Source organism: Paenibacillus sp. O199, from assembly GCF_001636635.1.
Lineage (GTDB): Bacteria > Bacillota > Bacilli > Paenibacillales > Paenibacillaceae > Paenibacillus > Paenibacillus marchantiae.
This window is the reverse complement of record NZ_LGRP01000011.1, coordinates 150,396-175,698: the sequence shown is the minus strand read 5'-3', so window position 1 is coordinate 175,698 and position 25,303 is coordinate 150,396. Positions and strand designations below refer to the sequence as shown.

At 47.5% G+C, this 25,303-nt stretch carries 20 protein-coding genes; 15 read left to right on the top strand and 5 right to left on the bottom strand.

Going from position 1 to position 25,303, the window contains the following annotated elements; genetic code table 11:
- A partial coding sequence (locus tag A6049_RS18350; protein ID WP_063566055.1) for an iron-containing alcohol dehydrogenase family protein occupies positions 1 to 1,009 on the bottom strand: 1,009 nt, incomplete at its 3' end.
- 295 nt (positions 1,010 to 1,304) lie between these two features.
- Between A6049_RS18350 and A6049_RS18345 the strand changes: the two genes are divergently transcribed.
- From A6049_RS18345 to A6049_RS18305, 9 genes are all read left to right on the top strand, one after another.
- On the top strand, positions 1,305 to 2,180 hold the full coding sequence (locus tag A6049_RS18345) for a radical SAM/SPASM domain-containing protein (RefSeq protein WP_063566054.1): 876 nt from the start codon (positions 1,305 to 1,307) through the stop codon (positions 2,178 to 2,180).
- A 365-nt stretch (positions 2,181 to 2,545) separates the two neighbouring features.
- Entirely contained in the window at positions 2,546 to 3,214 is a 669-nt protein-coding gene (locus A6049_RS18340) for a pectate lyase (RefSeq protein WP_063566053.1), read from the top strand.
- A 672-nt stretch (positions 3,215 to 3,886) separates the two neighbouring features.
- Positions 3,887 to 4,480, top strand: a complete 594-nt coding sequence (locus A6049_RS18335; RefSeq protein ID WP_063566052.1) for an ECF transporter S component — start codon at positions 3,887 to 3,889, stop codon at positions 4,478 to 4,480.
- Positions 4,481 to 5,989, top strand: coding sequence for an ABC transporter ATP-binding protein (locus tag A6049_RS18330; protein WP_063566051.1), 1,509 nt, complete (start codon positions 4,481 to 4,483; stop codon positions 5,987 to 5,989).
- On the top strand, positions 5,964 to 6,758 hold the full coding sequence (locus tag A6049_RS18325) for an energy-coupling factor transporter transmembrane component T family protein (protein WP_063566050.1): 795 nt from the start codon (positions 5,964 to 5,966) through the stop codon (positions 6,756 to 6,758). Before A6049_RS18330 ends, A6049_RS18325 begins: the two co-directional genes overlap by 26 nt.
- Positions 6,759 to 6,867: 109 nt before the next feature.
- Positions 6,868 to 9,150, top strand: coding sequence for an outer membrane protein assembly factor BamB family protein (locus tag A6049_RS18320; RefSeq protein ID WP_063566049.1), 2,283 nt, complete (start codon positions 6,868 to 6,870; stop codon positions 9,148 to 9,150).
- A 131-nt stretch (positions 9,151 to 9,281) separates the two neighbouring features.
- Entirely contained in the window at positions 9,282 to 10,100 is an 819-nt protein-coding gene (locus A6049_RS18315) for a methionine ABC transporter ATP-binding protein (RefSeq protein ID WP_063566048.1), read from the top strand.
- A complete protein-coding gene (locus tag A6049_RS18310; RefSeq protein ID WP_079694970.1) occupies positions 10,087 to 10,758 on the top strand; it encodes a methionine ABC transporter permease in 672 nt (223 codons plus the stop codon). The genes A6049_RS18315 and A6049_RS18310 overlap by 14 nt, the downstream gene beginning before the upstream one ends.
- Positions 10,759 to 10,834: 76 nt before the next feature.
- Complete coding sequence (locus A6049_RS18305) at positions 10,835 to 11,674, top strand: MetQ/NlpA family ABC transporter substrate-binding protein (protein ID WP_063566047.1); 840 nt, start codon at positions 10,835 to 10,837, stop codon at positions 11,672 to 11,674.
- Between the two features lie 125 nt (positions 11,675 to 11,799).
- Here the strand turns inward: A6049_RS18305 and A6049_RS18300 are convergent, their stop codons facing one another.
- Entirely contained in the window at positions 11,800 to 12,663 is an 864-nt protein-coding gene (locus tag A6049_RS18300) for a helix-turn-helix transcriptional regulator (RefSeq protein ID WP_063566046.1), read from the bottom strand.
- A gap of 142 nt (positions 12,664 to 12,805) precedes the next feature.
- On the opposite strand from A6049_RS18300, the gene fabF reads away from it, so the two are divergent.
- From fabF to A6049_RS18275, 5 genes are all read left to right on the top strand, one after another.
- Positions 12,806 to 14,044: a beta-ketoacyl-ACP synthase II gene (gene fabF / locus A6049_RS18295; protein ID WP_063566045.1), complete on the top strand. Its 1,239-nt coding sequence runs from the start codon at positions 12,806 to 12,808 to the stop codon at positions 14,042 to 14,044.
- A gap of 307 nt (positions 14,045 to 14,351) precedes the next feature.
- The gene (locus A6049_RS18290; protein WP_063566044.1) at positions 14,352 to 14,771 is read left to right on the top strand and encodes a hypothetical protein; all 420 of its coding nucleotides are present in this window, start codon (positions 14,352 to 14,354) and stop codon (positions 14,769 to 14,771) included.
- Positions 14,772 to 14,794: 23 nt separating this feature from the next.
- A complete protein-coding gene (locus tag A6049_RS18285) occupies positions 14,795 to 19,780 on the top strand; it encodes a DUF4132 domain-containing protein (protein WP_063566043.1) in 4,986 nt (1,661 codons plus the stop codon).
- A gap of 313 nt (positions 19,781 to 20,093) precedes the next feature.
- A complete protein-coding gene (locus A6049_RS18280) occupies positions 20,094 to 20,552 on the top strand; it encodes an acetyltransferase (RefSeq protein ID WP_063566042.1) in 459 nt (152 codons plus the stop codon).
- A 51-nt stretch (positions 20,553 to 20,603) separates the two neighbouring features.
- On the top strand, positions 20,604 to 21,590 hold the full coding sequence (locus tag A6049_RS18275) for a WXG100 family type VII secretion target (protein WP_063566041.1): 987 nt from the start codon (positions 20,604 to 20,606) through the stop codon (positions 21,588 to 21,590).
- A gap of 203 nt (positions 21,591 to 21,793) precedes the next feature.
- Here the strand turns inward: A6049_RS18275 and A6049_RS18270 are convergent, their stop codons facing one another.
- The 3 genes from A6049_RS18270 to A6049_RS18260 form a co-directional block, all read right to left on the bottom strand.
- Positions 21,794 to 22,582 carry a formate/nitrite transporter family protein gene (locus A6049_RS18270; RefSeq protein WP_053784134.1) on the bottom strand — a complete coding sequence of 263 codons (789 nt, stop codon included), beginning with the start codon at positions 22,580 to 22,582 and terminating at the stop codon, positions 21,794 to 21,796.
- 104 nt (positions 22,583 to 22,686) lie between these two features.
- Positions 22,687 to 22,905, bottom strand: a complete 219-nt coding sequence (locus A6049_RS18265; protein WP_162842447.1) for a hypothetical protein — start codon at positions 22,903 to 22,905, stop codon at positions 22,687 to 22,689.
- Between the two features lie 394 nt (positions 22,906 to 23,299).
- A complete protein-coding gene (locus tag A6049_RS18260) occupies positions 23,300 to 24,289 on the bottom strand; it encodes a quinone oxidoreductase family protein (RefSeq protein ID WP_063566039.1) in 990 nt (329 codons plus the stop codon).
- A gap of 137 nt (positions 24,290 to 24,426) precedes the next feature.
- Between A6049_RS18260 and A6049_RS18255 the strand changes: the two genes are divergently transcribed.
- Complete coding sequence (locus A6049_RS18255; protein ID WP_063566038.1) at positions 24,427 to 25,302, top strand: LysR family transcriptional regulator; 876 nt, start codon at positions 24,427 to 24,429, stop codon at positions 25,300 to 25,302.
- Position 25,303 lies beyond the last annotated feature (1 nt).

Sequence of the window (25,303 nt, the reverse complement as noted above, 5' to 3'; positions counted from 1 at the left end):
GCGCCGCACTGCCTTCCCGCAGCTGTAGTCCTGCTGCAATGCGCGCAGCAGCTTCCTTAGGCTGTTGTTGTATGCCAAGCTCGGCAAGAGTGATAGGCAGATTCAGCTTATTTAACAGAGTGATCAGCTCATGAAGCTCATCCCCTGCTTTGCCTTCAAGAATCCACTGGGTGAAGAGTCCAAAGGCTACCTTTTCTCCATGTAGTGAAGCGTGTGTTTCGGGTAATTTGGTGAGGCTATCATGTAGCCCATGAGCAATCGCGGCATGAAGTGATCCATCGCTAATGCTGCCTACAAGGCCTGCGAGCACAATAATGGCATCGGCAACATCACGGAATTGAGGTGTACTACCGGTTGTATCGGTGGATTCATAGACATCGATGGCGTGCGCTTCAAGAATATCGAGTGCAAGCTTGGCGGTGCTGACACTGTTTCGGAGAGTGAGGCTGGTGGCGTTGCCACTTAGATTAACGGCGAACTCATGCCATTTTACGAGTGTGTCACCGATCCCTGCGGCCAAATATCGCCTTGGTGCACTCGCCAGAATATGAGGATCAGCCAGAACGAGATCAGGCGAACGACGCAGGGGACGATATCCTGCAGATTTCCCCTGTTCATCATAGAGCACGGTTAAGGCGGACCAGGCAGCGCAGGTTGCGGCAATCGTTGGGACCGTTACAATGGGCAATTGGGCTTGCTCGGCCACCGCTTTGGACAGATCGAGTACTTTACCACCACCGACGCCGATAATCAGATCAACATCCAGATCGAAAGCTTGCTGCGTAAAAGTATCAATCTGGCCTGTTGTAACCTCACCGTGAAACAATTGCACATGGAACTTGATCTTATGCTCCTCCAATGAAGGAAGAAGGTAAGGCTGTACGGCTTTTAATGCAGACTCACCGGCGATGATGAGAACATGCTGCCCAAGCTGTGCAATCCGCGAACCACTTTGCTCAAGAATGTTAGCCTCGTGTACATATACTGCGGGTGCCTTAACAGTAATCATGAATACACTCCCCTTATAACTTATTATTCTTACGTTTTAACTTGGTTTTAAATTGTTTAGATTCTAGCATCGGGTCTTGGCAACTACAATGACCTGGACAATCAATACATCCTATACTTCGATTGAAAGAATCTATAGGTGAACGTAGTTAACAAATTCGATGAGAAAAAGGGAATTAACATCCTAGTCGATTTACCTTGTCCCTTGAACCCGATATAATAGTGGTGGCACACATGGGCCGGATCACAAATGAGGGTGGGACTGTTCTCCCTCTAAGCAGAATGGGGACCCCGAGTTGAAAACGTTCAAGAAAGTATATATTGAGATCACAAGTATATGTAATCTGGCATGCAGCTTCTGTCCACAGACCAAACGTGCCAAAAATTTCATTGACCCTGAAGTCTTCAACAATATATTGGATCAGATCAAACCCCATACCAAACATATTTATTTACATGTCAAAGGTGAGCCGCTGCTTCATCCCAAAATTGATCTGTTACTGGATTCAGCGCATGAGAAGGGATTCAAGGTCAACATTACGACGAACGGTACGCTGCTGCCCAAGACCCAGCACAAACTGCTCGGCAAACCGGCACTGCGTCAGATGAATTTCTCCCTGCACAGCTTTGATGGTCACGAGGGTTCCACAGACCGTGAGGGCTATCTGGGCAATGTGTTGTCATTTGTCCGGGAAGCAGTGAAGCATAATGTCATTATTTCATTTCGACTCTGGAATCTGACACAGGATAACTTCACGAATGCTCAGATGAACCGAAACAGGGAGACGCTGGAGGTTCTTGAACGGGAGTTCAAGCTAGATTTCCGTATTGAGGAGAAAGTGGTGCCGGGGAGCGGTGTCAAAATTGCTCCGAATGTGTATCTGAATCAGGATCATGAATTCCAGTGGCCGAGTCTGGATGCACCCGAAGATGATGGTAAAGGTTTCTGTCATGCGCTTCGCAGTCAGGCGGCTGTGCTAGTCGATGGAACTGTGGTACCATGCTGTCTCGATGGTGAGGGTGTCATTAACTTGGGCAACGTTCATGAAAAATCGTTCTCGGAGATTGTGGATGGTGAACGAGCCAACAATCTGTTCTATGGTTTCTCCAAACGGGAAGCAGTGGAGGAATTATGTCGGAAGTGCGGATATCGTCAGCGGTTCGGCGCTTAAAGCGAAATTTAATAAATAAAATGAGATTCAAAATAATAGAGATCACGTTGTCTGGAAACAGATGAGGTGGTCTTTCGTTTTTTCTAGAACGATAAAGGAGCATATCGCCATAGATTACAAGTTGTAAAAGAAGCATACCCGAAGTTGAGATCGGCACATTACACAATGGAGTACGATGCAAAAAATGCCGAGAACACAGGCATACTGCTGTCGTTTCTATATCTAAGCTAATGATTATTATCGTAACATCCCTTTTTTGGTAGGATCAGGGTAGGTTCCGAGCCGGAGGTGCACCTCTGATCGGTTCCTTGAGGACAAGCTTATGCTTGTACGCCAATTCATCAGAATAAGGGAGGATTTAAATTATGAAAAAAATGTTGACGTTGCTGCTGTCTGCGGGTCTGGTCGCTTCATTATTCGGTGCAATTCCAGCTTTTGCGGCACCTACTGTTGTAAACTCAACGATTATTGTAGCCAAGGGAGAAACTTTTGATGGCAAAGGCCAAACGTATGTAGCCAACCCTTCTACCCTGGGAGATGGATCTCAAGCGGAAGATCAGAAGCCGGTATTTCGGTTGGAGGCAGGCGCCACGCTCAAAAATGTGATTATCGGTTCACCTGCAGCTGACGGTGTTCATTGTTATGGTAACTGCACGATATCAAATGTGATTTGGGAGGATGTCGGTGAGGACGCTCTGACTCTGAAATCAGCCGGAACGGTTAACATCACTGGTGGTGCAGCTTACAAGGCCTATGATAAAGTATTTCAAATGAATGCAGCCGGAACGATTAACATTAAAAATTTCCGTGCAGACGATATTGGCAAGCTGGTACGTCAGAATGGCGGAACAACCTTCGCAGTGAACATGACGCTCGACAACTCAGACATTTCCAATGTCAAAGATTCTATTATGCGTACGGACAGCAGTACATCGCAAGGGAAAATTACAAATACGCGTTACTCCAAAGTACCGACCTTGTTTAAAGGCTTTGCATCGGGCAAAACAAGTCAATCCGGGAATACACAATATTAAAACAGAGCATACCGGTTCTCAATAATTTTCCTCTAAAGGATATGAAGCATAACAATTAAAGGGGATGTCCTATAAGTCATGAATATGACGGGGACATCCCTTGTTCGCGTTATCTTGGTCTAATGAACCTGGCACCCGTTATTCGCTCTCATTTGCACCTTTCTTAGATGTAACGAATTACAGAGACGTTATTTCTTGAAGCAGAGGTATATGGCGCATAAATGAAACATATAGTTAATCACTCTTTCTTCTAGTTTAAACTGATTTTTTCTTATCGGGATTGTCACAAATACCCATGTGTTGTACAGTAGAAGCAATGAAATAAGTGAACCGGGTGCTCAATGAAGTTGGGCTGAGAGAGCGGCCTTGTGCTGCTGACCGTATATCTGATCTGGGTAATGCCAGCGTAGAGAATATGAATTTGCGATGAGCAATGGTAAGCGATAAGGGATAGAACATAAATGTCAGCGTTTCTTGGTTGCAACGGGATTTCTCTGATGTGACGGGGATGGTGTCGTTTGTTTTCTTCTTTCTCTATATCTGCCTAATGCGTTGCATCGTGAGAATTGTAAACTGTGCGTATGGCCTGCCTGTGAACCTGGGAGGCTTTTTTTGTTTGTTTTATTGTTTATTTTAATAAATCAAGGGAAACAGAGAAAGGAAGTAGAGAACATGTCAACAGCAGTAGGCAGCAACAGATTGAAGTTAACCGATATTTTGGTAACGATTGTGATTGCGGTGGTCTTCGGGGTGATCTATAAAATATGGGGACCTACATATGATCTGATGAAGCCATTTGGCGTTCATGCGGAGCAGATGATTTACGGCATGTGGTTCATGGCGGGCACCTTTGCCTTTGTAATCATTCGTAAGCCGGGGGTAGCCATTCTGGCCGAAGTTGCGGCATCAACGGTGAGTGCTTTTCTCGGAAGTGAGTGGGGCATGTCCACACTGGTATACGGGCTGCTGCAAGGGCTGGGAGCGGAGATTTTCTTTGCCGCATTTCTGTATCGGAAAAGCAATCTGTTCGTTACCTGCCTTGCGGCTATTGGTGCAGCAGCGGCTTCGCTTGTACTCGATTATCAGTATGGGTACATTGATTCCCTCACGGCTTGGAACTACACGCTGTTTATCGGATTCCGCTTCATTGGAAGTATTCTGATTGCGGGTGTATTCACCTATTATCTCGCCAAAGCGCTGGAGCTTACAGGTGTAACACGATCCCTTAGACCGGTGTCGAAGCAGGATTATGAGGCGCTGGACTAGATGAATGAAGTGGAGAATGTGCAAGCGGTAGGTGTTACGAATCTAAGATGTAAGTTCCCGGGAGAGAAGGCCTTGGTGTTCCAAGGCTTGTCTCTCTCTGTGCGTCAAGGGGAGAAAGTGTTGTTGCTTGGACCAAGCGGCTCTGGCAAATCAACCTTGTTGCAAATTCTGAGTGGTCTGATTCCGCGATCTGTGGAGATTCCGATGAAATGTGATGACATTCAGGTGCCTGAGCAGCCCGGTATTGTTTTTCAAGATCCGGATACCCAGTTCTGTATGTCATATACGGATGAAGAGATTGCATTTGTACTGGAAAACCGGAATATTCCACGCGAGCAGATGCCTGCTCTTATCCATCGATATCTGGAACAGGTGGGGTTATGCTTTGAACATAACCGAACACTCATTCAATCCATGTCACAGGGCATGAAGCAGCGTCTTGCGATGGCTTCGATTCTGGCTATGGAGCCAGACGTACTCTTTTTGGATGAACCAACGGCACTGCTGGATGATGAAGGAACCTCTCAAGTATGGGAAACGGTGAAACAGATTGCACAGGACAAAACACTCATTATCGTAGAACATAAAATTAATGAAATTGTCGAGTGGGTAGACCGAATCATCGTATTGTCGCCTGAAGGAAAGATTGTGGCAGATGGCCCGGCGAATCAGGTATTTACAGATGAGCGGAATATGCTCAGGGAATACGGAATCTGGTATCCAGGAGTTTGGGAAGAGCGAGGGCAGACGAAAGCACAGACGTTGGTCACAGGAGAGTTTATTCGTTATGGGGCAACAGAAACTGAAAGTATGGATAACAAGGAGGAGCGAGCTTCTGCGCAGCCCCAACCAGCACTGGAAATGCAGCAATTCACCGGATGGCGCGGGAAAACGCCATTCATTCAGGTGGAGCAGGCCAAGGTATTGCACGGAGATTGGGTGGGGATTGTCGGGGCTAACGGGGCAGGTAAAAGTTCATTATTGCTATCCATGATGAATATTCTAAAAACGACAGGTCATTATGTTGTGGAAGGACAATCGGCCGGAAAAACCGAGCAGCTTGCAGATCACATTGCCTTTGTATTCCAGAATCCTGAATTTCAATTCGTGACCAATACAGTCCGGGATGAAGTGGGATTCTCCTTGCTGAGCGGCAAGTTAACTGCCGCAGAAAGAGGTATCAAAACCGATAATATGCTGGAGCAATTCGGACTGAGTGAGCTGTCCGGTAGGCATCCATACCAATTGTCGATGGGACAGAAACGACGACTGAGTGTAGCATCAGCTCTGGTACGGGAACAGCGTATTTTGTTACTGGATGAACCTACCTTTGGACAGGATGCGCGGAATACTTTTGCCATGTTATCACAGCTGGAACGGCTGCGGCGTGAAGGGACCGCCATTGTGATGGTTACACATGACCGTGAAATCGTGAAGCGTTATTGCACCCGGATCTGGACGGTGCATGAGGGGAGGTTAACGGATGCAGCTCTCGTTTCCTCATCGTGAGACTTGGCTTCACGCGGTGAATCCGGGGTTGAAAATGATTTTCCTGACATTGCTGTTTATCTTCGTCATCCTTGTTCACAATCTGAATGTAATGGCTAATGTGGCAGTTGTCATGCTTTTACTGCTTGGTTGGACGGGTCACCCATGGCCCAGATTATTGCTGTATGCGTCTCCGTTCATTTTGGTATTTATATCAACTTCAACAGGTATGATCATGTTTGGTAAAGGCGAGACCACCTGGTTTCAGTGGGGATTGATTCATATTACCGAAGAGAGCTTCTATCGCGGGTTGCATCTGGGATTTCGTTCCCTAAGTATGGCGGCAGCTGGATTGTTGTTCGGCCTGACGACCAAGCCTGTCCGTCTCTTTTATTCCCTCATGCAGCAGTGGAGGCTCCCACCCAAGTATGCTTATAGCTTTCTGGCGGCTATGCGTATGATTCCGATTTTGCTGGATGAATTCCAGACGCTGCGTTATGCCATCCGCATTCGGGGAACGAGGCAGCATGGTTCCCGCTGGAATGTATACGGCATACTGAAACGATATGCAATTCCACTACTTGCCCAGAGTATTCGCCGTGCGCAACGTATGGCGGTGGCGATGGAAGCAAAAGGATTCAAGGAAGGCGGGAGCCGGACCTATTACATTCAGATCGGGTATTCCCGAGCGGATGTATGGTTTATGGGGTATTTTATCATCATGTTAACGGCTGCTTATATATTGGGAACCACATTCCCTTATAATTCAACCCTAGTGGATGTAAGGTGAGACCTGTAATTATTTCGTACCTTGTAAATATATTTGGGAGTAACAGTAACTTTTCCTAGTTCAAAACGTCTTAAATGGAAATAACTTCAAATGATTGGAGTGGACTGACGTGAAGACGGGGCGTAAAAGGCAATGGACGGGCTACCCGTGGAATATCGTTGCTGGTGTCTTAGTTGTGCTGGTTACGGGGGGACTGCTGTTGTACAACCATGCCAGGGGGCTGGAGGGGCAAGGTTCGGGTTCAGTAACGCAAGTGCTATCGGTGAAGCTTAATTATAAAAAGGGGGATAAGGTCACAGTTGCAAAGGGAGTACCTATTTACAGCCAAGTGGTCGAGAGCAGTGTTTCCCCTGATCGGATGGACATAGACGGGTATAGCTCCGCTCAAGGGAGCTTGCAAATCGACGCTGTTCGCGGGGAATGGGTCAAACTAAAAGGTAGCGATTACACTGAATTCTGGATACCTGGCTGGTATACCTCCAAAGAAAGCCGAAGCCTGACGAAATCCATTCCACAAACGTTCAAGCTTCAATCGGGCAGCAAGCTGTACCTGTTTCCCGGAAGTCAGGCAACATGGTCTTCAGGGGCATTCCTGAAAGAGCAGGCGTTCATTGTTGCAGCGACGAAGGACTGGTATGGCGTGTCCATTGCCCCGCGCGTCTGGAACAAGGAATCGTCCACTTATCGTCCAGCATTGCTTTGGGTTAAGGCAAAGGATGTAGCACAGCATACCAAGGTAGCGGATGGCTGGTTCAGTAGACAATTGGCGATGCCCACGTCCACTATACGTCATTTGATAGATATTGTGCTGAATTCAAAAACGACCTCAAAACAGGTGGCGCAGTGGCTTGGCGAACCGGATTGGCAAGAGCATTCCGGCAATTTAAACGATACGGGTTATGCCATGAGCATAGGGAAGACCTGGCGGTACGAGCGAGCAGATGCTCATTTTCTCGTGACATTTAACAAGAACGGCAAGCTGGTTCGAACACGCTGGAATATACCCCAGGACGATCGAAACGGTGTAGTGTCTAATTGGGAATTTGGTGGTTCAGATGAATATCAGTTCACGACTAAAATCTATGGCACAATGCTGCCTGCCACCTTACCCTGGAAATCGGTATGGACCAATCAGGGGGATATTAATTACACCTTTCTACAAGCAGCAACGGAGGATGTGCTCCTGATGAAAGGGGATGACGGTGGATTTAGCGGGGGGTACTACGAAGGTTCCATATATGCTCTTGACCGACATTCCGGCCAGAAATTATGGGCGATCAATGGTGGGTTTGGAAGACAGCAGGCAGAGGTGGATGCGGGACGCCAATACGTTACAATCTACACCGATTATGACCCTGACAAGAAAAAATACGTGGATCGTATACGCCATCTGGGCTTGAAGAACGGAAAGGTCGAGTGGGAGTATATCCCCAAGCAAAATTTCAGATTGAATGGGATCACGGCAGCGAAGAATGTCGTCATTGTGGACAGCGCGGTTGTTGAAGGCTCAAGCAATAGCTGGTTAACGGTGCTGGACAGTGCAAACGGAAAAACATTATGGAAGCGAAAACTGACGACCGGTTATGAATTATTGAATAAGAGCGCGGAAGATCCTTATGTCATGTATTGGGAAAAGGATAAACTGATTGCAGCTGATCCGCGATCAGGCCGCACCGTGTGGAGCATTGCAGCAGGGAAGTCAACGATAGAGCATCCCGAACGGAATCCTTATTTTGACGGAATTGCTCGTATCGATCCGTTTGTGCCCGCACAGCCAGAACGCTGGATGCTGCTGGATGACCAGTGGGTGCTGGTTGATCTGAACAACGGACAGAAGCTTGCACATTTTCCGGCCCGGGTTGGACAGCAAATTGAGGTGCTGAATGACGGCATGGTGCTCATTCGAGAGAACAACAACGGGGAAATGTATGGTGAATACGAGGATTACATAACCACCTTGTATGATCCCAAGACCGAAAAAAAATGGTGGACGCAGAATAACAAGATCGAACGCGCACTTGTGGAGGGCGATCAATTATATGTAATCAAGAACGGTTATCCGGCAGCCCTTGCCTATGAAACAGGGGAGACCCGCTGGACTGCACAAAACACGATTGCTGCCTTTCAATACCCTACCAATCAGGGGAGTTACGTGGTGATTGAAGATCAGCTTTTGCTGCCAATGGGTGAGGATCTCCTGATCATGGATAAAAATGACGGTACCTTGATCGGCCGTGTGCATGACGTTGTGATGGGAAGCCCAGAACATCGTGATCGGGATGCGAAGAATGGAACCATGAACCGGCTTGGAAATGAAGTCTATGTTGGGTCATCCAACGGACGGTTTAGTATATATGATGCTAATGATTTGCACACAGATATCTCACGTTAAAGCTTGTTTCATGTCGAATGATGATTTATTATGAATAAACAGGATTGCTCGCGCTCCGGTTATCGGCTGTGCGGGCTTTCTTCATGTGTTCTTGAAGGACCATGTACGATCAATCGCAGGAGGAATCTCCCATGATTTCATTATACGGGGTAAGCAAGCGTTACAACGAGCGTGGGTCCCGTGAAGATCAGGGATTCGAAGCATTAAGCTCGGTTTCCCTGGAAGTAGGCCAGGGAGAGATCCACGGCATTATCGGTTCTAGTGGTGCAGGGAAATCCACACTTCTGCGCATGCTCAATGGATTGGAAAAGCCGGATGACGGCGAAGTCATTGTGAATGGGCAGCATCTGACCCGGATGAGTGAGAGTGGTCTGCGTCAGGCACGGAGGTCCATTGGCATGATTTTTCAGCACTTCAATCTGGTCAGCAATCGGACCGTAAGTGGCAATGTCTGCATGCCTCTGGAACTTGCGGGTGTCTCTCGGACCGAGCGGGTTGCACGAGGACTTGAGGTATTGAGATTTGTCGGACTTGAAGATAAGGCCAACCAGTATCCTGCGCAGTTAAGCGGAGGGCAAAAGCAACGTGTTGCCATCGCCAGAGCACTTGCCAGCCGCCCGGATGTGCTGCTCTGTGATGAACCAACATCTTCCCTTGATCCGCAGACCACGAGTGGAATTCTGGATGTGCTGCGTCATGTCAATGAAACGCTGGGGGTAACTATTGTACTCGTTACACATGAGATGGAGGTTGCCCGAAAGCTCTGCGACCGGATATCGGTGATGAAAGAGGGACGGATCATCAAAACGCTGTCGGAAGCGGAAGTAAGAAGCATACCGGCACCGAAGCCTGATCTTTTAACATCCTTGTTGATGGGCGAAGATGTATCCATGAGCGGACGAAATACCTCTAATCATGGCGATCAGGAGGACCATAATGATGATACCTGAGTCCGTTGTGAAGTATCAGCATGAAATTTGGCAGGCCATCGGAGAGACGTTTGTCATGGTGGGGATCTCTATCACGGCAGCCGTGTTAATCGGGCTGCCTCTGGGCACACTGCTGTATTTGTTCAGAAAAGGGCAACGTTATCAGAATCGACCTCTGTTCACGATTCTGGGAAGTCTCGTCAACATCATTCGTTCCTTCCCGTTTCTGCTGCTAGTCGTATTTATGATTCCGTTCACACGTCTGATCGTTGGAACATCCATCGGGACGCTCGCAGCAACCGTGCCGCTCTCGGTCATCGCCATTGCGTATTACGCCAGACTGGTAGAACAGGCCTTGCTTGATGTCCCGAAGGGTGTGGTTGAAGCTGCTTCTTCCATGGGTGCATCGACCATACAGCTTGTGGTGAAATTCCTGTATGTGGAGGCTCGCTCAAGTCTTGTACTCGGCTTAACAACGGCAACCATCAGTTTTATCTCTTACTCTACGGTCATGGGTATTGTCGGTGGTGGCGGCGTTGGTGATTTTGCGATTCGTTACGGTTATCAGCGATTCGAGACGGAGATCATGGTATTTACAATTATCATTATGATTATCCTGGTACAGATGATCCAATTTACTGGCAGCAGGCTGTCCCGCTGGCTCGATCGCAGATCCTGAAGAAGGACAAGCAGTGCAGAAAGATTGAATTACAGCATGAACAATACAGATTACATGATGAAGGGGTTTATATCAGATGAAAGCAAAACTAATGCTCATGCTGCTGGCAGTGACGCTGGTAGCAGCCGGATGCGGCAAAAAAGAAGAAACACCTGCGGCGGAAGGTAATAAGGAAGGCGCTCAAGCCGGACAAGAAGTGACGCTGAAAGTAGCTACTTTGATTCCGCCAATGACGGATGTGCTGGATATTGTAAAACCCTTGCTGAAAGAAGATGGCGTTAATCTGGAAGTTGTAGTACTTTCCGATAACGTTCAACCGAATACTGCGCTTGCGAACAAGGAAGTAGACGCAAACTTCTTCCAGCACGTCCCTTACATGAATCAGTATAATGAAGCAAATAACGCTAACCTTGTGGCTGTTCAGCCGATCTACAACGCCATCTATGGAGCATATTCCAAAAAGGTTAAGTCCATTGAAGAATTGCCTGAAGGTGCCACAGTAGCGATTGCCAACGATCCGTCCAACATTGGGCGTTCACTGGTGATGATGGAACAGAACGGCCTGATCAAGCTGAAAGAAGGCGTCGGTTTTAATGCAACGCAAGCAGACATCACGGAAAACACGAAGAACTTCAAGTTCAAAGAAGTGGATCTGTTGATGTTGGCCCGTATGTTGGATGATGCGGATCTGGTTGCCATGACGCCAGCCTATGCGAGTCCGCTTGGACTTACACCGAAGAAGGATGCGCTGTTCACTGAGAAGGATGATTCCCATTTTGCCATTACCTTGGTTGCCCGGGAAGATAACAAGGATTCGGAAGCCATTCAGAAGCTGGCGAAGCGTATGGCGGGTCCTGAAGTGAAAGCCTTCTTTGAAGAGAAGTATGCAGATATTGCGATCCCGGCTTTTAAATAACATCCGTTAATCTGCAACTGAAATGATTGTACAGATAGGTTCAAGACAAACATGAAGACCCAGGCCTCATCGCCTGGGTCTTTTTTTGTTAACTTGTATTACGGAGTAAAGAAGAAAAAGCAACATCAGCTTTTGTCAGAGTCGTGTTCTACCTTTGGTTCCATGAGGCGAATCAGTTTCCGCTCTGTAGCCGTGTCTGTTGCAGGTGTGTAGATGCTGCACCGCAAATCGGCATTTCCCTGAACCTGGAGTGAGGTAAGATCAAAAAGCATTTTGCCAGCTCTGGAATGTCTGAATTCAATCAACACATCCGGGGCGCTGCTAACACTGCTTTGTTTCCAAAGGGGTTGAAAATCGGGATATCTGTCCATCATGTCATCCAAAAACAAGTTGTACCATTCATCATCGACATATTGACCATAATAAGCACGGAAAATAGCTAGGAATCCGCTGACAAAATCCTCCCAATTGACGGCCAGCCTCCGAAATTCCTTTCGTTCAAACAACAAACTGATCATGTTCCGCTGTTCAGCCGGAATCTGTTCAAAGTCCATAAACACATGCCGTGCTGCGTCATTCCAGCCCACAATGTGACAGCGTCGGTCTGAGATGATTGTGGGACAATTGCGAAGTTCCTGCAATATTTTCTGCAAAGAGGGATGAATTTGGAGTGGCTTCTCATCCAGGATATGAAGTTCCGAATGGTAATCCAAGCCAAGGGAAAACAAATACTTCCGTTCATCTGCTGTCAGCCTGAGAGCTGAGGCGATGTTATCCAATACGGAATGAGATACCTGAATATCTCGGCCCTGTTCAAGCCAGGTGTACCACGTTGTGCTCACACCTGCCAATTGGGATACTTCTTCTCTTCTTAATCCAGGCGTTCTTCTCCGGGAGCCCGCGGGTAATCCGACAGATTCTGGCGAGATTTTGGAGCGCTGGTTTTTTAGAAAAGCGGACAGTGCCTGCAGCCTGACATCATGGTTCATTCCATCACCTTCGTTCCTGAGTTTATCATGGTAGTCATTATACTATTATAATTGACAACTTGTAATAGGATAATACGAATGGCAATATAAGTGCATAACTTAACTAAACAAGTATGGAAAGAGCACTAAAGGAGGATGCATTATGGAGCGTGTTGTTATTACAGGAATGGGGATTATCTCTCCTTTGGGGAATGATGTGCATACATTTTGGAATGGATTGGTGGAAGGCCAATCAGGAGTTTCGCCAATTGAAGCGTTTGATACAATGTCCTATAAAACGAAGATAGCAGGGGTGGTCCGTGATTTTGACGGAGAAGAACGGTTTGGACGGAAGGAAGCACGGCGTATGGACCGGTTCGTGCAATTTGCTGTTGCGGCAGCAGATCAGGCTTTATCTGACTCCGGTCTCGATATGGAGCATGTGGACAGGGAGCGCGTTGGCGTGTATATCGGTTCCGGCATCGGCGGAATCCAGACCCTGATGGAACAAGGTAAACTCCTGTCTGAACGCGGGCCTGCAAGAGTCAGTCCAACACTGGTACCCATGATGATATCCAATATGGCGGCGGCTATGGTGAGCATGAGATTTGGCTGTTGGGGACCCACTCTCTCGCCAGTGACAGCTTGTTCGATCGGCAACACCGCGATAGGTGAGGCTTTCCGGCTGATCCGTCACGGTGGAGCAGATGTAATTTTTGCTGGAGGGACGGAGGCAGCTGTCACCGAAGTATCACTGGCAAGCTTCGGCAATGCGACGGCACTATCTACACGAAACGAAGCGTACGAAGGAGCGAGTCGACCATTTGATGCAGGCAGAGATGGTTTTGTTATGGCTGAGGGTGCCGGGGTCTTGGTTGTGGAGTCTTTGTCCCACGCCCTTGCGAGAGGTGCAAACATCCTTGCAGAGATCGTAGGTTATGGTGCCAGTTCAGACGCGTATCATATGGTAGCAACCCATCCGGAAGGACGTGGTGCATACTTGGCCATGAAAGCCGCTCTGGCGGATGCACAGCTTCAGCCACATGAAATTGATGTCATTAATGCTCATGCTACCAGTACGGAAGCGGGTGATCTTTCCGAGACACGAGCAATTAAGCAGCTGTTTGGTGCGGAAGCCTATCATATTCCGGTAACAGCAAACAAATCGATGACCGGACATATGCTGGGTGCGGCTGGTGGGGCGGAAGCCATATCGCTCATTCAAAGCTTGCGTAGCGGTATCATTCCCCCGACAATCAATCAAGAGCAGAGCGATCCGGAATGTGATCTCGATTATGTACCCAACGTTGCAAGAGAAGCTGACCTGAAGATTGGCATGTCCAACTCATTTGGCTTCGGTGGCCATAATGCGGTCATTATTTTGCAGAAATATTCATCGTAAGCTTACAGAGAGCAGTGACTGCCCAAAGGCGCACTGTTCTCTTTTTATTTGCTGTGGGAAGACTGTTCCGACTGCGAAAGTGCAATATAGGCCATTAGTTCGCTGGTTGCATGTAAACATGAGAAATGGCCCATGAATATGGTCGGGATATTCGTTAAAATGTTCAATAGGGGCACATATGTACGCATAATTGAATGGATAACGAAATAGGCCGAAGTTTAAGTTTGGTCCGTTTTCCATGGTGGTATAGATATAAGGGCTGATAGAGGCTTCTTATAACATAAAGCTATACATAGGAGGGTAAGCAGTGAATGTATGGATTACGGTGAAAAGTCTGGGTAAACGCAAGCCGGCACTTGCCAAACAGGCTGCCGAACTTCCGGAAACAACCGATACGTTGAGACAGCTTATTAAGAACATGGTGGCTCAACAGCTCAAGGCTCTTCAGGACAAGAAGAATGAAGCAGAATGGCTTGCCTACCTGATGCCCGAGGACATTCAAGAGCAGGGAGCAGCAGGAAAAGTAGGCTTTGGCACGATATATAACGAAGGGGTTCCCGATGTAGAAGGCGCCATGGATACAGCTGTAACCGCATATGAAGATGGGTTATTTAAAGTGTTTCTCAATGAGGAAGAGTTGCAGGCACTGGATGAGCCGTTGATTTTAAAGGAAGACGATAACGTGGTATTTATTCGCTTTACAATGCTTGCCGGGCGTCTGTGGTAGAGAGTGACGAGGAGGAGAATGGAATGAATCAGGAAGATAAAGTTCAACAGTATCAACAAGAGTTGCAGGAAAAAGTAAAATCGCTGAAGGGTGTGGAGCAGGAACTCGCGGGCTATGTTGCAGAGATGGCTGGATTTACCTATTTGCGCGAAGACGAAAAGGCCTATTTGGATGCAGGGCAGCAATTGCAACGTATGTATGCTGAGACGAAAACTCCATTGTTCCGTCCATTATTGGATGTTTTGGAGCAACTGGTCAGTGAATCCTTCTTGGCTCGGTTCCGTTACATTGTAGAACGTGCCGCCAATTTTCCATATAGTAAAAATTATGAGCGCAGACCATTTCGTACGACCGATCCCGAACAGCATATTGGACAGGTTCTTCGTAAAATGATTGCCTTGTTCCGTATGGAGATGCATGGCTTCTCTCTGAACGAATATGTATCCATTCGGGAGTACAAGTTTGATTATCTTCATGAGGTTAGAGCCGTTATACCGGATTGCATTGCCTATGAACTGGATCATGAAACCGGGGATATGAAGCAGGCGCTGCATGATATTATTTATGGCGACAATCAGAATGCATTGCTGACCACTGAAATGATCAAAGGTATCTTCATGAGCGATCAGGTGGATGCTTACCAGATGGTTGGAGAATTGCTGGTAGCAGCCAGACTGCAGGAGGGTTTGCGCCAGAGCATTGTGGAACGGATGGATGAAGGAACGCTTGAGGCGTATATATACATATTAAAAATAATCATCGACAACAACCTGATTCGGTTCAGTTCGGTAGTGAGAGCGCTCGCCGTATGGACAGGGATCGGAATTGAAGCGGCGAATCAGCGTGTTGCTGCGCAACTAATTACACAAGCACATCAAGCATTAACTGATCCTGCGGTGCGAGAGGAATGGCAGGAAAGTGCCAATGCAAACCAATTATTTATCAGTCTCTGGGCAACGGCAGTCATCGAAGAGAATGAGTTGGAGCGAAAAGTCATCCAGATCATGGATCACGGGCAAGTATATCAGCAGATTGTTGTACAATACGTACTTGCTAACAGTCAGAACAGAGGACTGCGCTTAAACATGGCACGTCAGTATCTTGAAGTACAGGATCTGGAGTTGCTGCATTGGGTGATTGAGAATTATGATGCCATGTACATGTTTAACTGGAGCTTTGAAAATGGGGAGAATCAACGTAGTGTTCATGTCTGGCCGCTGTCTGTTTTTGAAGATAAAGCCGTGCGTCGGCGTGACTTTGATCTGTTTAAACAAATGCTGGCCTACATTCCGCAGGGAGGTGCAGGTGGGCCATCCGGTGTTCTTGAATTTGTTCAATATCGGATCGATCCGGATGATATAGTGAAAAAAATGCTATACCTTGCTGCGTATGACATGGACCCGGAATGGATTGGCGAGGTCATTGCGCTCAAAGACAAGCTAAGCCCGGATTTGCGAGGAGAATTGTTGTCCCAGTTTGTCCATCATCCCGAGAATGAAGTACAAAGACAGTTTATTTTTGACAGTCTGTCGGATAAGAGCATGAACAACCGTGAGAATGCTCTGCTCAAAGCCAAGCTGCTGACGCTTACGCTCGAAGAGATGCTGCAAATGGAGGCGTTGCTCAAACTGAAAACGGGATCGTTGCGTCAGAAGACCATTCAGGTGTTATTGCTTCAGCCAACCGATCAGCTGATGGTATCCCTGAAACGACTTGTACAATCCAAAACTGAACTGCAACGATTGGGTGCGCTGGAACTGTTGACCGAGATCTCCGCAGATCCACAACGCACGGAGCAGCAGGAGCAGATGCAGCCAATCATAGCGTTAATCAAGACTCCAACAGCCAAGGAGCAGAAGCTGCTGGACAAGCTTACAGAGCAGAGCAGCAGGTATACGGCGGCTAATGGATTCGGCCTGTATGATCCTTCATGGGAAAATCCACTGCTTCAGGAAGAACGTGATCTCGGGGGCTTCAAGCCGAAGGACATGTTTACCCTTTCCCTGGAAAAAGCGAAGCAGTTTCTTGAAGGGTTGGATGCGTTGCTACATGAGCACAGGGAATATGAATATGAGGCAGAATATTATGCGGGCTACAAAGAAACCTTGCTTGTAGGTGCGACATTGCGTGCTATGGTCTTCATTCCTTATGATCAGCGGCAAGATATAAAATTATTGGAGCAGTTCCCTCTCCATAACATATGGGGAGAATATGTTCAGAAGAGTGGTCTGGATAGTAAAGAACTGCTGCAAATTTTGTTTGCGATCCGTTTGGAGGATTTGAACAAGAAGTTGGATAGTTATTACCGTTACTACTCCACCATATACGAATATAGTGAGTTGGAGAAACACTGGCTGCTGGAAGGATGGCGCAAGGAATTTGCCGAAGAGGTCTATCCGGTTCAATATATCCAGGACATGAAAAAGATGGTCAGTGAGCTTCGGTACGCAGATCAGGTGAAAACGCTGATGGAGGCCGTTTATGAGGACAGTGATAAGTCAGATACATTTGAAATAGCTGAGCGGACACTCTATGCGCTGATGAAAATGATGCCTGAGGAACAAATGGAAAAGGAATCGGGTATGCTCGCTCTTTTGTCTGGCCCATGGTTCTATATTGTCCGGGATCGTGTATATGACGATAACAGTTTCATGCGATACTTCCAGACGCTAAGCCAATTCGACCGATTAAATAAGGAAAGTAACCGAGGTTCCTTCCTCACTCTGAACGATTACCTGCGTGCCTATGAATTGGACTTCATTGATGTACAGGAAGTCTACAAGCAGCTGCTTGTGGGAGAGTCTCGTGCCCTGTTTATTCGGGAATTGACATCCAGTCGGTCCGACTGGATTACGGAGAAACCGGTATTGGCAGAACTGCGAAGAACCGTTGTTGAACGAATTTTGGAGATTGAGTTGACCCGAGGAGAGCTTTCAACAGAAGTAAGTACGCTGGCCATGAAGCTTGAACGCATTGAAGGTATGGAGCATTGGGTGCATCTCGTTGCTGCCATGGATCAGGATACCTTTGTCCGTGGATATATCTACAGCTACGGTGACAATACGACACGTAAAGAAACGTTCAGCCATCTGATCCAGGTTTGCCATCCGCGTGATGGAGAGGACGAAGTACTGCTGGGACAATTGCTGGCGAAGCATCCCATTCAGGAGAAGAAACTCCTGGAAGCTGCAATGTACGCGCCGCAATGGATGGAGATTGTTGCGAAGCATCTCGGATGGGAAGGACTGCGAAGTGCAGCCTGGTACTTCCATGCCCATATTAATGAACGGTTCACTGCTGAAAAGGAAACCATTGTGGCTCATTATTCTCCAATTTCACCTCAGGACTTTAACGAAGGCGCATTTGATATCGCCTGGTTCGAGGAGGCATACGAGGCCGTCGGTGAAGAGCGGTTCAGCCTGTTGTACGATTGTGCCAAATATATCTCCGGGGGAGCCAATCACCGCAGATCACAGTTGTTCGCGGATGCGGCACTTGGGAAGCTGAAACTTGAAGATATGCGTGAGTCCGTGGAAGATAAGCGCAATAAAGATCATTTGTTGACCTACAGCCTGATTCCATTTGCAGAAGAACGGGAACAGGATCTGCGTGAGCGGTACGACTTCATTCAGAAATTTCTGATGCAGAGCAAACAGTTTGGTGCACAGCGCCGTGCCAGTGAAGGTCTGGTATCCCAGATAGCGCTGGGCAACCTTGCCCGTAATGCAGGATATGCCGATGTTACCCGGCTGATGTGGGATATGGAAGCTCGCAAGCTGGATGAGATGAAATCCTATTTTGAGCCGCATGAACTGGATGAGGCTACTACAGCCCAATTGGTCATTGATGAAGAAGGCCAGCCGGAACTGCTCATCGTAAGCAAAGGGAAAACACTCAAATCTGTACCTGCTCGGTTCAAGAAAGATGGATACATCGCCGAATTGAAGGAATTAAAAACGGATCTGGTTGATCAGTATCGCCGGGCAAGACAGGAATTGGAGCGTTCCATGACGGCAGGAACATCCTTTACGAGTGAGGAAGTTTCAAGTCTGCTGCAGAATCCGGTTCTTCGTCCACTGGTTCGCACGCTTGTGTTCCAAGCAGATGACAAGCTTGGAAGATTCGATGTAACGTCCGGTGGGTTGGTTACTCCGGCTTCGGATGATTCGACAAGCACGATACAAACCTTGGCGGCACATGATCGCCTACTGATTGCGCATCCATTGCATCTGTTCCAGAGTGGAAGCTGGAGTGAATTCCAACGGGATCTGTTCAACCGTCAGGAACGTCAGCCATTCAAGCAGGTGTTCCGTGAACTCTATCTTCCAAATGAGGATGAGCTGGCTAATGGAACGGTATCCCGTCGGTATGCAGGTTATCAGATTCAGCCGAAAAAAGCAGTTGCTCTGCTTAAAGGACGTCAATGGACCGTCAGCTATGAGGAAGGGCTACAAAAGGTAAGCTATGAGCATAATCTGATTGCAAATCTCTATGCCATGGCAGACTGGTTCTCGCCCGCAGATACAGAAGCGCCTACTCTGGAGACGGTGCAGTTCTATGATCGAAAAACGTATAAACCTGTTGCGTTGAAGGATGTACCGCCGGTCTTCTTCTCGGAAGTCATGCGTGATATTGATTTGGTGGTTAGCGTTGCGCATGTTGGCGGAGTAGATCCGGAAGCCAGCTTGACCACGATTGTGATGCGTCATGTGATTGTGAATGAGTCACTGCGTCTGTTGAAGGTCGATAACGTACGTCTCGATGGAAATTACGCTCGAATTGATGGTGAACTGGGCGAGTATGCCGTTCATCTTGGCAGCGGCAATGTGTTCAAACAGGCGACGGGCGCGCTTCATATCGTTCCTGTGCACAGTCAGCATCGAGGCAGAATATTCCTGCCATTCCTTGATGAAGATCCGAGAACGGCAGAAATTTTATCCAAAGTGATGTTATTGGCTGAAGACAAGAAGATCAAGGACCCGCAAATCCTTGCACAATTGCAGCATTGATTAGTAATGTTGAATGATGCTGCAGCCAAGCGGCATTAGATTGACGATGCCGAGTGAACTTATCGAATATCAGGCAGCTAGAGCACCAGGGTCAAGGTGACTTTAGCTGCCTTTTATTTTCTGTTTTTTTGGTAAGGAATCCTTAAATAGCAGTAAAAAGCTGTCTCAAGATTGGTAATGGTGGGTACAGATTGAGTATTGGGCATGGTAAAATATACGTAGAGTTATATAAAATTTGATGTATTAACCAAGTCCAATCGCAGGATCGAATGTTTACATAATTGTTTTCTAGGAAAAGGAGAATACGTTGGACATGTTAATCACTTCATATCGTGAACAGGATCATAACAAGTTGGTAGAGATTTGGGAGAGAGCCGTTCGGGCAACACATACGTTTTTGGAAGAACATCACATCCAGTTCTATAAAAAAGTAGTGAGCGACGTGTTGCAGCAAAGGCAAGTCGAGGTATGGGAAGCGCTGGATGCTGACAATGAACCCGTTGGTTTTATCGGTTTGGATGATAACTTTATTGAGATGTTGTTTGTAGATGTCAGTCAGCACGGGCAGGGCCTGGGGCGTCTTCTGATCAACCATACCCTTAACATCAAAGGTCGTCACCTCAAGGTGGATGTCAATGAGCAGAATGCTGGAGCAGCCCGATTCTACGAGAAAATGGGATTTGTACAAATGGGTCGTTCCGAGTTGGATGGTTCCGGTAATCCGTTTCCGCTGCTGCATCTGGAGATCAAGGCAGATCAGGCTGCAAGATAAAGAACGGTGGACCACGAAATAGGAGGAATATGACGAAGAGGAGCGTGCAGGATGACACAGATTAAGGTAACACCGGAACAACTGGATACAGTCAGTGGGCAATTCGCCCAGGCACATCAGCAATTGTCGGGGTTTATGTCCACATTGGATAGCCAGATCCGTGTCATGCGCAGCAATTGGGACGGAATGGAGCGGGAGCGCTTTTATAACGATTATGCAACGGCCCAAGCTACAATGAAGTCTGTTCTTGAGCTGGTCTTGTCCATCCAATCCGAACTCAAGAAAATTGCCGAGCGTTTCCGCACCACGGATGAAGATGTTGTGAACAAGGCTCTTATGGTGGCTTTGGCTGCGGCACAGACTCTTACGTCCCTCGGTAAACATAAAGGTGATGGCTCGGGCAAAACGTCAGGTCCTCCGGAGAATATGGAGGATTGGGATAAGAAGGACGCCGAGGATTACAAAAACTATGAGGAAATGTTGAAGAAAGCCGAGGAAATGGGTGACGAGAAACTGGCGCAGCAGCTTCAGGCCAGCATGAACGTTATTCGGCTTCAATATGAGGACGAAATCTATCAAACCGATCCGAACACAGGCAAGACGGTGAAAATTACCGAGGATTCGATTGTAGGTACGTATCAGGTTAAAAGCGAAAAGGGTGAAACGACCAGCATCAGCTTGGATAAACAGGGTAACGTCGTGGATTACAACAAGGATACGAAAAAATACGAGTATTGGGAACAAACCCATACGACCAGTCAAGGGGAGCATCTCTTTGGCAAAGGAGCACAAACGGCTACAGCTTATGGAATCGGCCTGCTGTTGACCAGCAAGAGCGGATCTGCCTTTACAGAACATGCGACAGGGCTCGGTTCCTCCTTTGTTGCGGACAAGTTCCTGTTCTCCGTGCCGGAAGAAGGCGAGACGCGTACGATGATCTACCGAACCAACAAGGATACAGGCAAAATCGAGAATATGATTGTGGTCACGCGTGGCGACAACGATATTGAATATATTCCGTGGCGTGAGTATAACTAAGCTACGGAGCCAAGCCTTGTAGCCCCATTCGGGTACAAGGCGGGTAGAACCGAGGGCAGATATATAGGGAACCTGCCCATAAACAAACACCCGCGCAACCTTCATCACAGGATGGAAAGGTTGCGCGGGTGTTTGTGGTCTGGCTTACCGTCCAGCCAAGGTCAGGTGACCGGGCCAGTAAGGGGGCTTTTTTTGCCCAAAGATTAGTGTGTCTCTTCGTCCAGAAACGGTTTGTTCACCGCATAATACATGAAGCCCATCAACAGCACGCCGCCCACCAGATTGCCGAGCGTGACCGGAATCAGGTTATGAATAACCCCGCCGAATGAGATCGTCCCTGGATGGTTCAGTACCAGCGCAATCGCAAACGTACACATATTGGCGACGCTGTGCTCATATCCCGAGATGAAGAAACAGAAGACAAAGAGCATCATGGCGAACATTTTCGCACCATTCTCCTTCATGAACATTGGCACAAAGAACGCCAAACATACGAGCCAGTTACACAGAATGCCCCGGAAGAAGAGCTGCATGGCTGGTGCCTCCATCTTGTGCTCTACGACACTCAGCAGAAAACCATTCACCTGAGATGAATCGAACAGACCCGTCAGGTAGATTAACAGGGCAAATACCGCTGCACCCATCAGATTCCCACTGTAACTCGCGATCCACAGCTTCACCACTTCGAACCATTTCAGTTTCTTGCGTAAGGCGGCATAGGTGTAATAGAACGTATTTCCTGTGAACAAATCACCGCCACCATAGGCGATCAGAATAATTGCTGCGCCGAACGTGAGAGCCGCCATAGGGTATGTAAAAGGGGAATCCTCCATATAAAAGAAGTTACCCGTCTTGAACGCCACGATGACGCCAAACCCGATAAACATGCTGGCGAGCATGGAGCGTGCAAGGTACCTGATCAAGCTTTGTTTGTAAATCTTGTGTTTCTTCAGCGCCAGCTTCTCAACGTTGCGTAAACCTTCCGTTTCCATAATTCTCCTCCCGTTTTCCTGATGTCTTGTTTACATTATAACGAAAATATGGAAGTTGGGGAGGGGTGGCCTGGATTTGTGATGTTTATTTAATAGGATAAGAACTAAGGGCTGGGCGGAAGAATGATTGGACGAGCAGCTAGCGCCTCCTCCACAATCTGTTCGGGTGTCAGGTCTCGATCATCCCAGAAAATCAGATTGCTGATCTCCGCGTAAGGCATCTCTTGCTCTAACTCGGTTAGCATCTCATCCAGTTCATTTTCTGTTCCTTCGGCATTCATCAGTTTGCGAACCCTTTCGACCAAATGCAAATGGTTAGCCATATCGATACCTCCTGAATGATTCATAGAGTGAACAAACTAGTCTTTCATGGGTTGATCCAATGGATCATACGTAACGATCACCGGTAAAAATTTGGGCTCAAGCATCAGGCTAATGAGTTGTCCGTTTTGATCAGCATAAGAAACGAGATAGCTTCCAAAATGAGATTCATAGATGAAATCCCTGTATTGAAAGGATCGTTCGGGGTACTTTATGTTCACATATAGCGTAGTTACCCCGCGGGCAAAGGTTGCTTTCAACATCGGAATTTGGGCCAAAAGTATAATCGCGACAAGAACAATTGCTGTACGTTTAGCGAGACGGGTCAGATGGATTCCCCCATTATCGTAAAAATGATTTTTACCTAATTAATGAAGGTCCATCTAAAACCAGATGTCACTCCACGAGTATAGCAAGATTGCCAAACTGCTCTCCCTTTTCCATACGTTCGAATGCTTTCACTGTGTCCTGTAGCGGATATATACCATCGATCACAGGATGTATATCATGTTTCTCTACCCATTGCAGCATCTGAATAAACTCTTCACGGCTGCCCATGGAGGTGCCAATCAGGCTAACTTGCGGGAAAAAGATCGAGCGGATTGGAACAGCCAGATCATCTCCCGAGCTTGCGCCATACATCACGATACGGCCACCTGGTCTGATTATATCAAAATATTTGGGGAACATGGCTTGTCCGATGCTATCCAAGATGAAGTCAACAGGATCAAGATCATTCTGCAGACTCCAGTCTGCATGACTGTCCAGAGCTTGGAAAGCGCCCAGACGCAGGGCCTCATGTCTCTTGGCTTCACTTCTGGATGTAACGGTTACCTTGGCACCCGCAGCTACGGCCATGAGCAGGGCATAGGTCGCTACACCGCCGCCAATACCGGGAATGAGGATATGTTCACCCTGCTTAAGTCCGCCACGAGTGAATAAGGCGCGGTATGCTGTCAAAGCCGAAAGGGACAACACCCCTGCTTCCACCCATGATAGATGAGAGGGTTTGGGCAAGGCATTTCTAGCAGGCAGCGTAATATATTGTGCGAGAGTTCCATCCGTAGGGCCTCCTACAATATCGGGCACAATGGGTACTTCAACAGCGTGGTCCCAACCGAGAGTAGGGTGAATAATGACCTCATCACCTACAAATAAGTTCTCTACATCATCTCCAATTGCTATGATTACACCTGCTCCATCGGAACCAAGAATGAGTGGTGAGTCTTGGAATGTACGTCCTGCCATGATGAACAGATCACGATGATTAATTCCAGCAGATTTCAGTTGGATCTGTACTTCACCGGCTTCGGGTGCCCGAGATGTTGACTCTGTATATTGAAGACCTTCAAGGCCGCTTTGGCCGGAATGTATAATAGCTTTCATTTTCAAAATTCCTCCTTGTGTATACAAAAACTTCACTACTGAGCCTCATTGTACAGATGGGGCAGATTCACGTAAAATGAACAAAAATGAATGTCAGTATCAATTCAGATAATAGATAACAAGCAGGTGATCAGTGCATGGATGCAGGAGATTTGAAAATATTTCAGACGGTTGCCCGCGAAGGCAGTATCAGCAAAGCAGCATTAGCGCTGAATTATGTGCAATCCAATGTAACAACACGAATTAAACAGTTGGAAGATCAGCTGCAAGTACCGCTGTTTCATCGCTCCAACCGGGGCATGTCGCTCACACCAGCGGGTGAGAATTTACTGGGATATGCGGATAAAATATTACATTTGTTATATGAAGCGGAGCAGGCAACGCAGATCGGAAATCCACCTGCAGGGATGCTTCGTCTTGGTGCGATTGAGACCGCTGCCTCCAGTTATCTGACGCCGCTGCTCGCTGAATATCGTTTATGTTACCCCGAGGTTCAGCATTCGTTAATTACAGGGGGGACACATGAACTCAATCAGAAGGTCATTCAACATGAGCTGCATGGAGCTTTGGTATATGGCCCGATCGACCACCCTGAGCTGAACTATATGAAAGTGTACGACGAAGAGTTGGTACTGATTGCAGAACCCGGAACCCATGAAATGCATGCTCTATTGTGCAAACCGATGTTGTTTTTTGAAGTAGGCTGTACCCATCGCGCGCAGGCAGAAGCCTTTTTGAAAGATCAAGGCGTGCACACCCTCAACGTTACGGAATATGGAACACTGGACACCATTATGAATGGCGTATCTGCGGGAATAGGTGTGTCATTGCTCCCACGATCCTCGGTTACGAAAGCCGAAAGGAGAGGCGAGGTTACAGTGTTATCTTTGCCTGATCCGTATCGCAGGTTGGAAGTAGGATTTGTGCATTCCCGGAGTGAGCATCAATACGGAGCGCTGGGTGCACTGGTGCAGATGATAACGAACCAAAAAACCAGAACAATAAAGGAGTAAA

Coding starts and splice junctions, on each gene's coding strand:
- A6049_RS18325 (WP_063566050.1), top strand. CDS start 5,964: ATGCAGCTCTCGTTTCCTCATCGTGAGACTTGGCTTCACGCGGTGAAT.
- A6049_RS18255 (WP_063566038.1), top strand. CDS start 24,427: ATGGATGCAGGAGATTTGAAAATATTTCAGACGGTTGCCCGCGAAGGC.
- A6049_RS18310 (WP_079694970.1), top strand. CDS start 10,087: ATGATGATACCTGAGTCCGTTGTGAAGTATCAGCATGAAATTTGGCAG.
- A6049_RS18300 (WP_063566046.1), bottom strand. CDS start 12,663: ATGAACCATGATGTCAGGCTGCAGGCACTGTCCGCTTTTCTAAAAAAC.
- A6049_RS18335 (WP_063566052.1), top strand. CDS start 3,887: ATGTCAACAGCAGTAGGCAGCAACAGATTGAAGTTAACCGATATTTTG.
- A6049_RS18315 (WP_063566048.1), top strand. CDS start 9,282: ATGATTTCATTATACGGGGTAAGCAAGCGTTACAACGAGCGTGGGTCC.
- A6049_RS18330 (WP_063566051.1), top strand. CDS start 4,481: ATGAATGAAGTGGAGAATGTGCAAGCGGTAGGTGTTACGAATCTAAGA.
- A6049_RS18280 (WP_063566042.1), top strand. CDS start 20,094: ATGTTAATCACTTCATATCGTGAACAGGATCATAACAAGTTGGTAGAG.
- A6049_RS18285 (WP_063566043.1), top strand. CDS start 14,795: ATGAATCAGGAAGATAAAGTTCAACAGTATCAACAAGAGTTGCAGGAA.
- A6049_RS18260 (WP_063566039.1), bottom strand. CDS start 24,289: ATGAAAGCTATTATACATTCCGGCCAAAGCGGCCTTGAAGGTCTTCAA.
- A6049_RS18265 (WP_162842447.1), bottom strand. CDS start 22,905: ATGGCTAACCATTTGCATTTGGTCGAAAGGGTTCGCAAACTGATGAAT.
- A6049_RS18270 (WP_053784134.1), bottom strand. CDS start 22,582: ATGGAAACGGAAGGTTTACGCAACGTTGAGAAGCTGGCGCTGAAGAAA.
- A6049_RS18340 (WP_063566053.1), top strand. CDS start 2,546: ATGAAAAAAATGTTGACGTTGCTGCTGTCTGCGGGTCTGGTCGCTTCA.
- fabF (WP_063566045.1), top strand. CDS start 12,806: ATGGAGCGTGTTGTTATTACAGGAATGGGGATTATCTCTCCTTTGGGG.
- A6049_RS18275 (WP_063566041.1), top strand. CDS start 20,604: ATGACACAGATTAAGGTAACACCGGAACAACTGGATACAGTCAGTGGG.
- A6049_RS18305 (WP_063566047.1), top strand. CDS start 10,835: ATGAAAGCAAAACTAATGCTCATGCTGCTGGCAGTGACGCTGGTAGCA.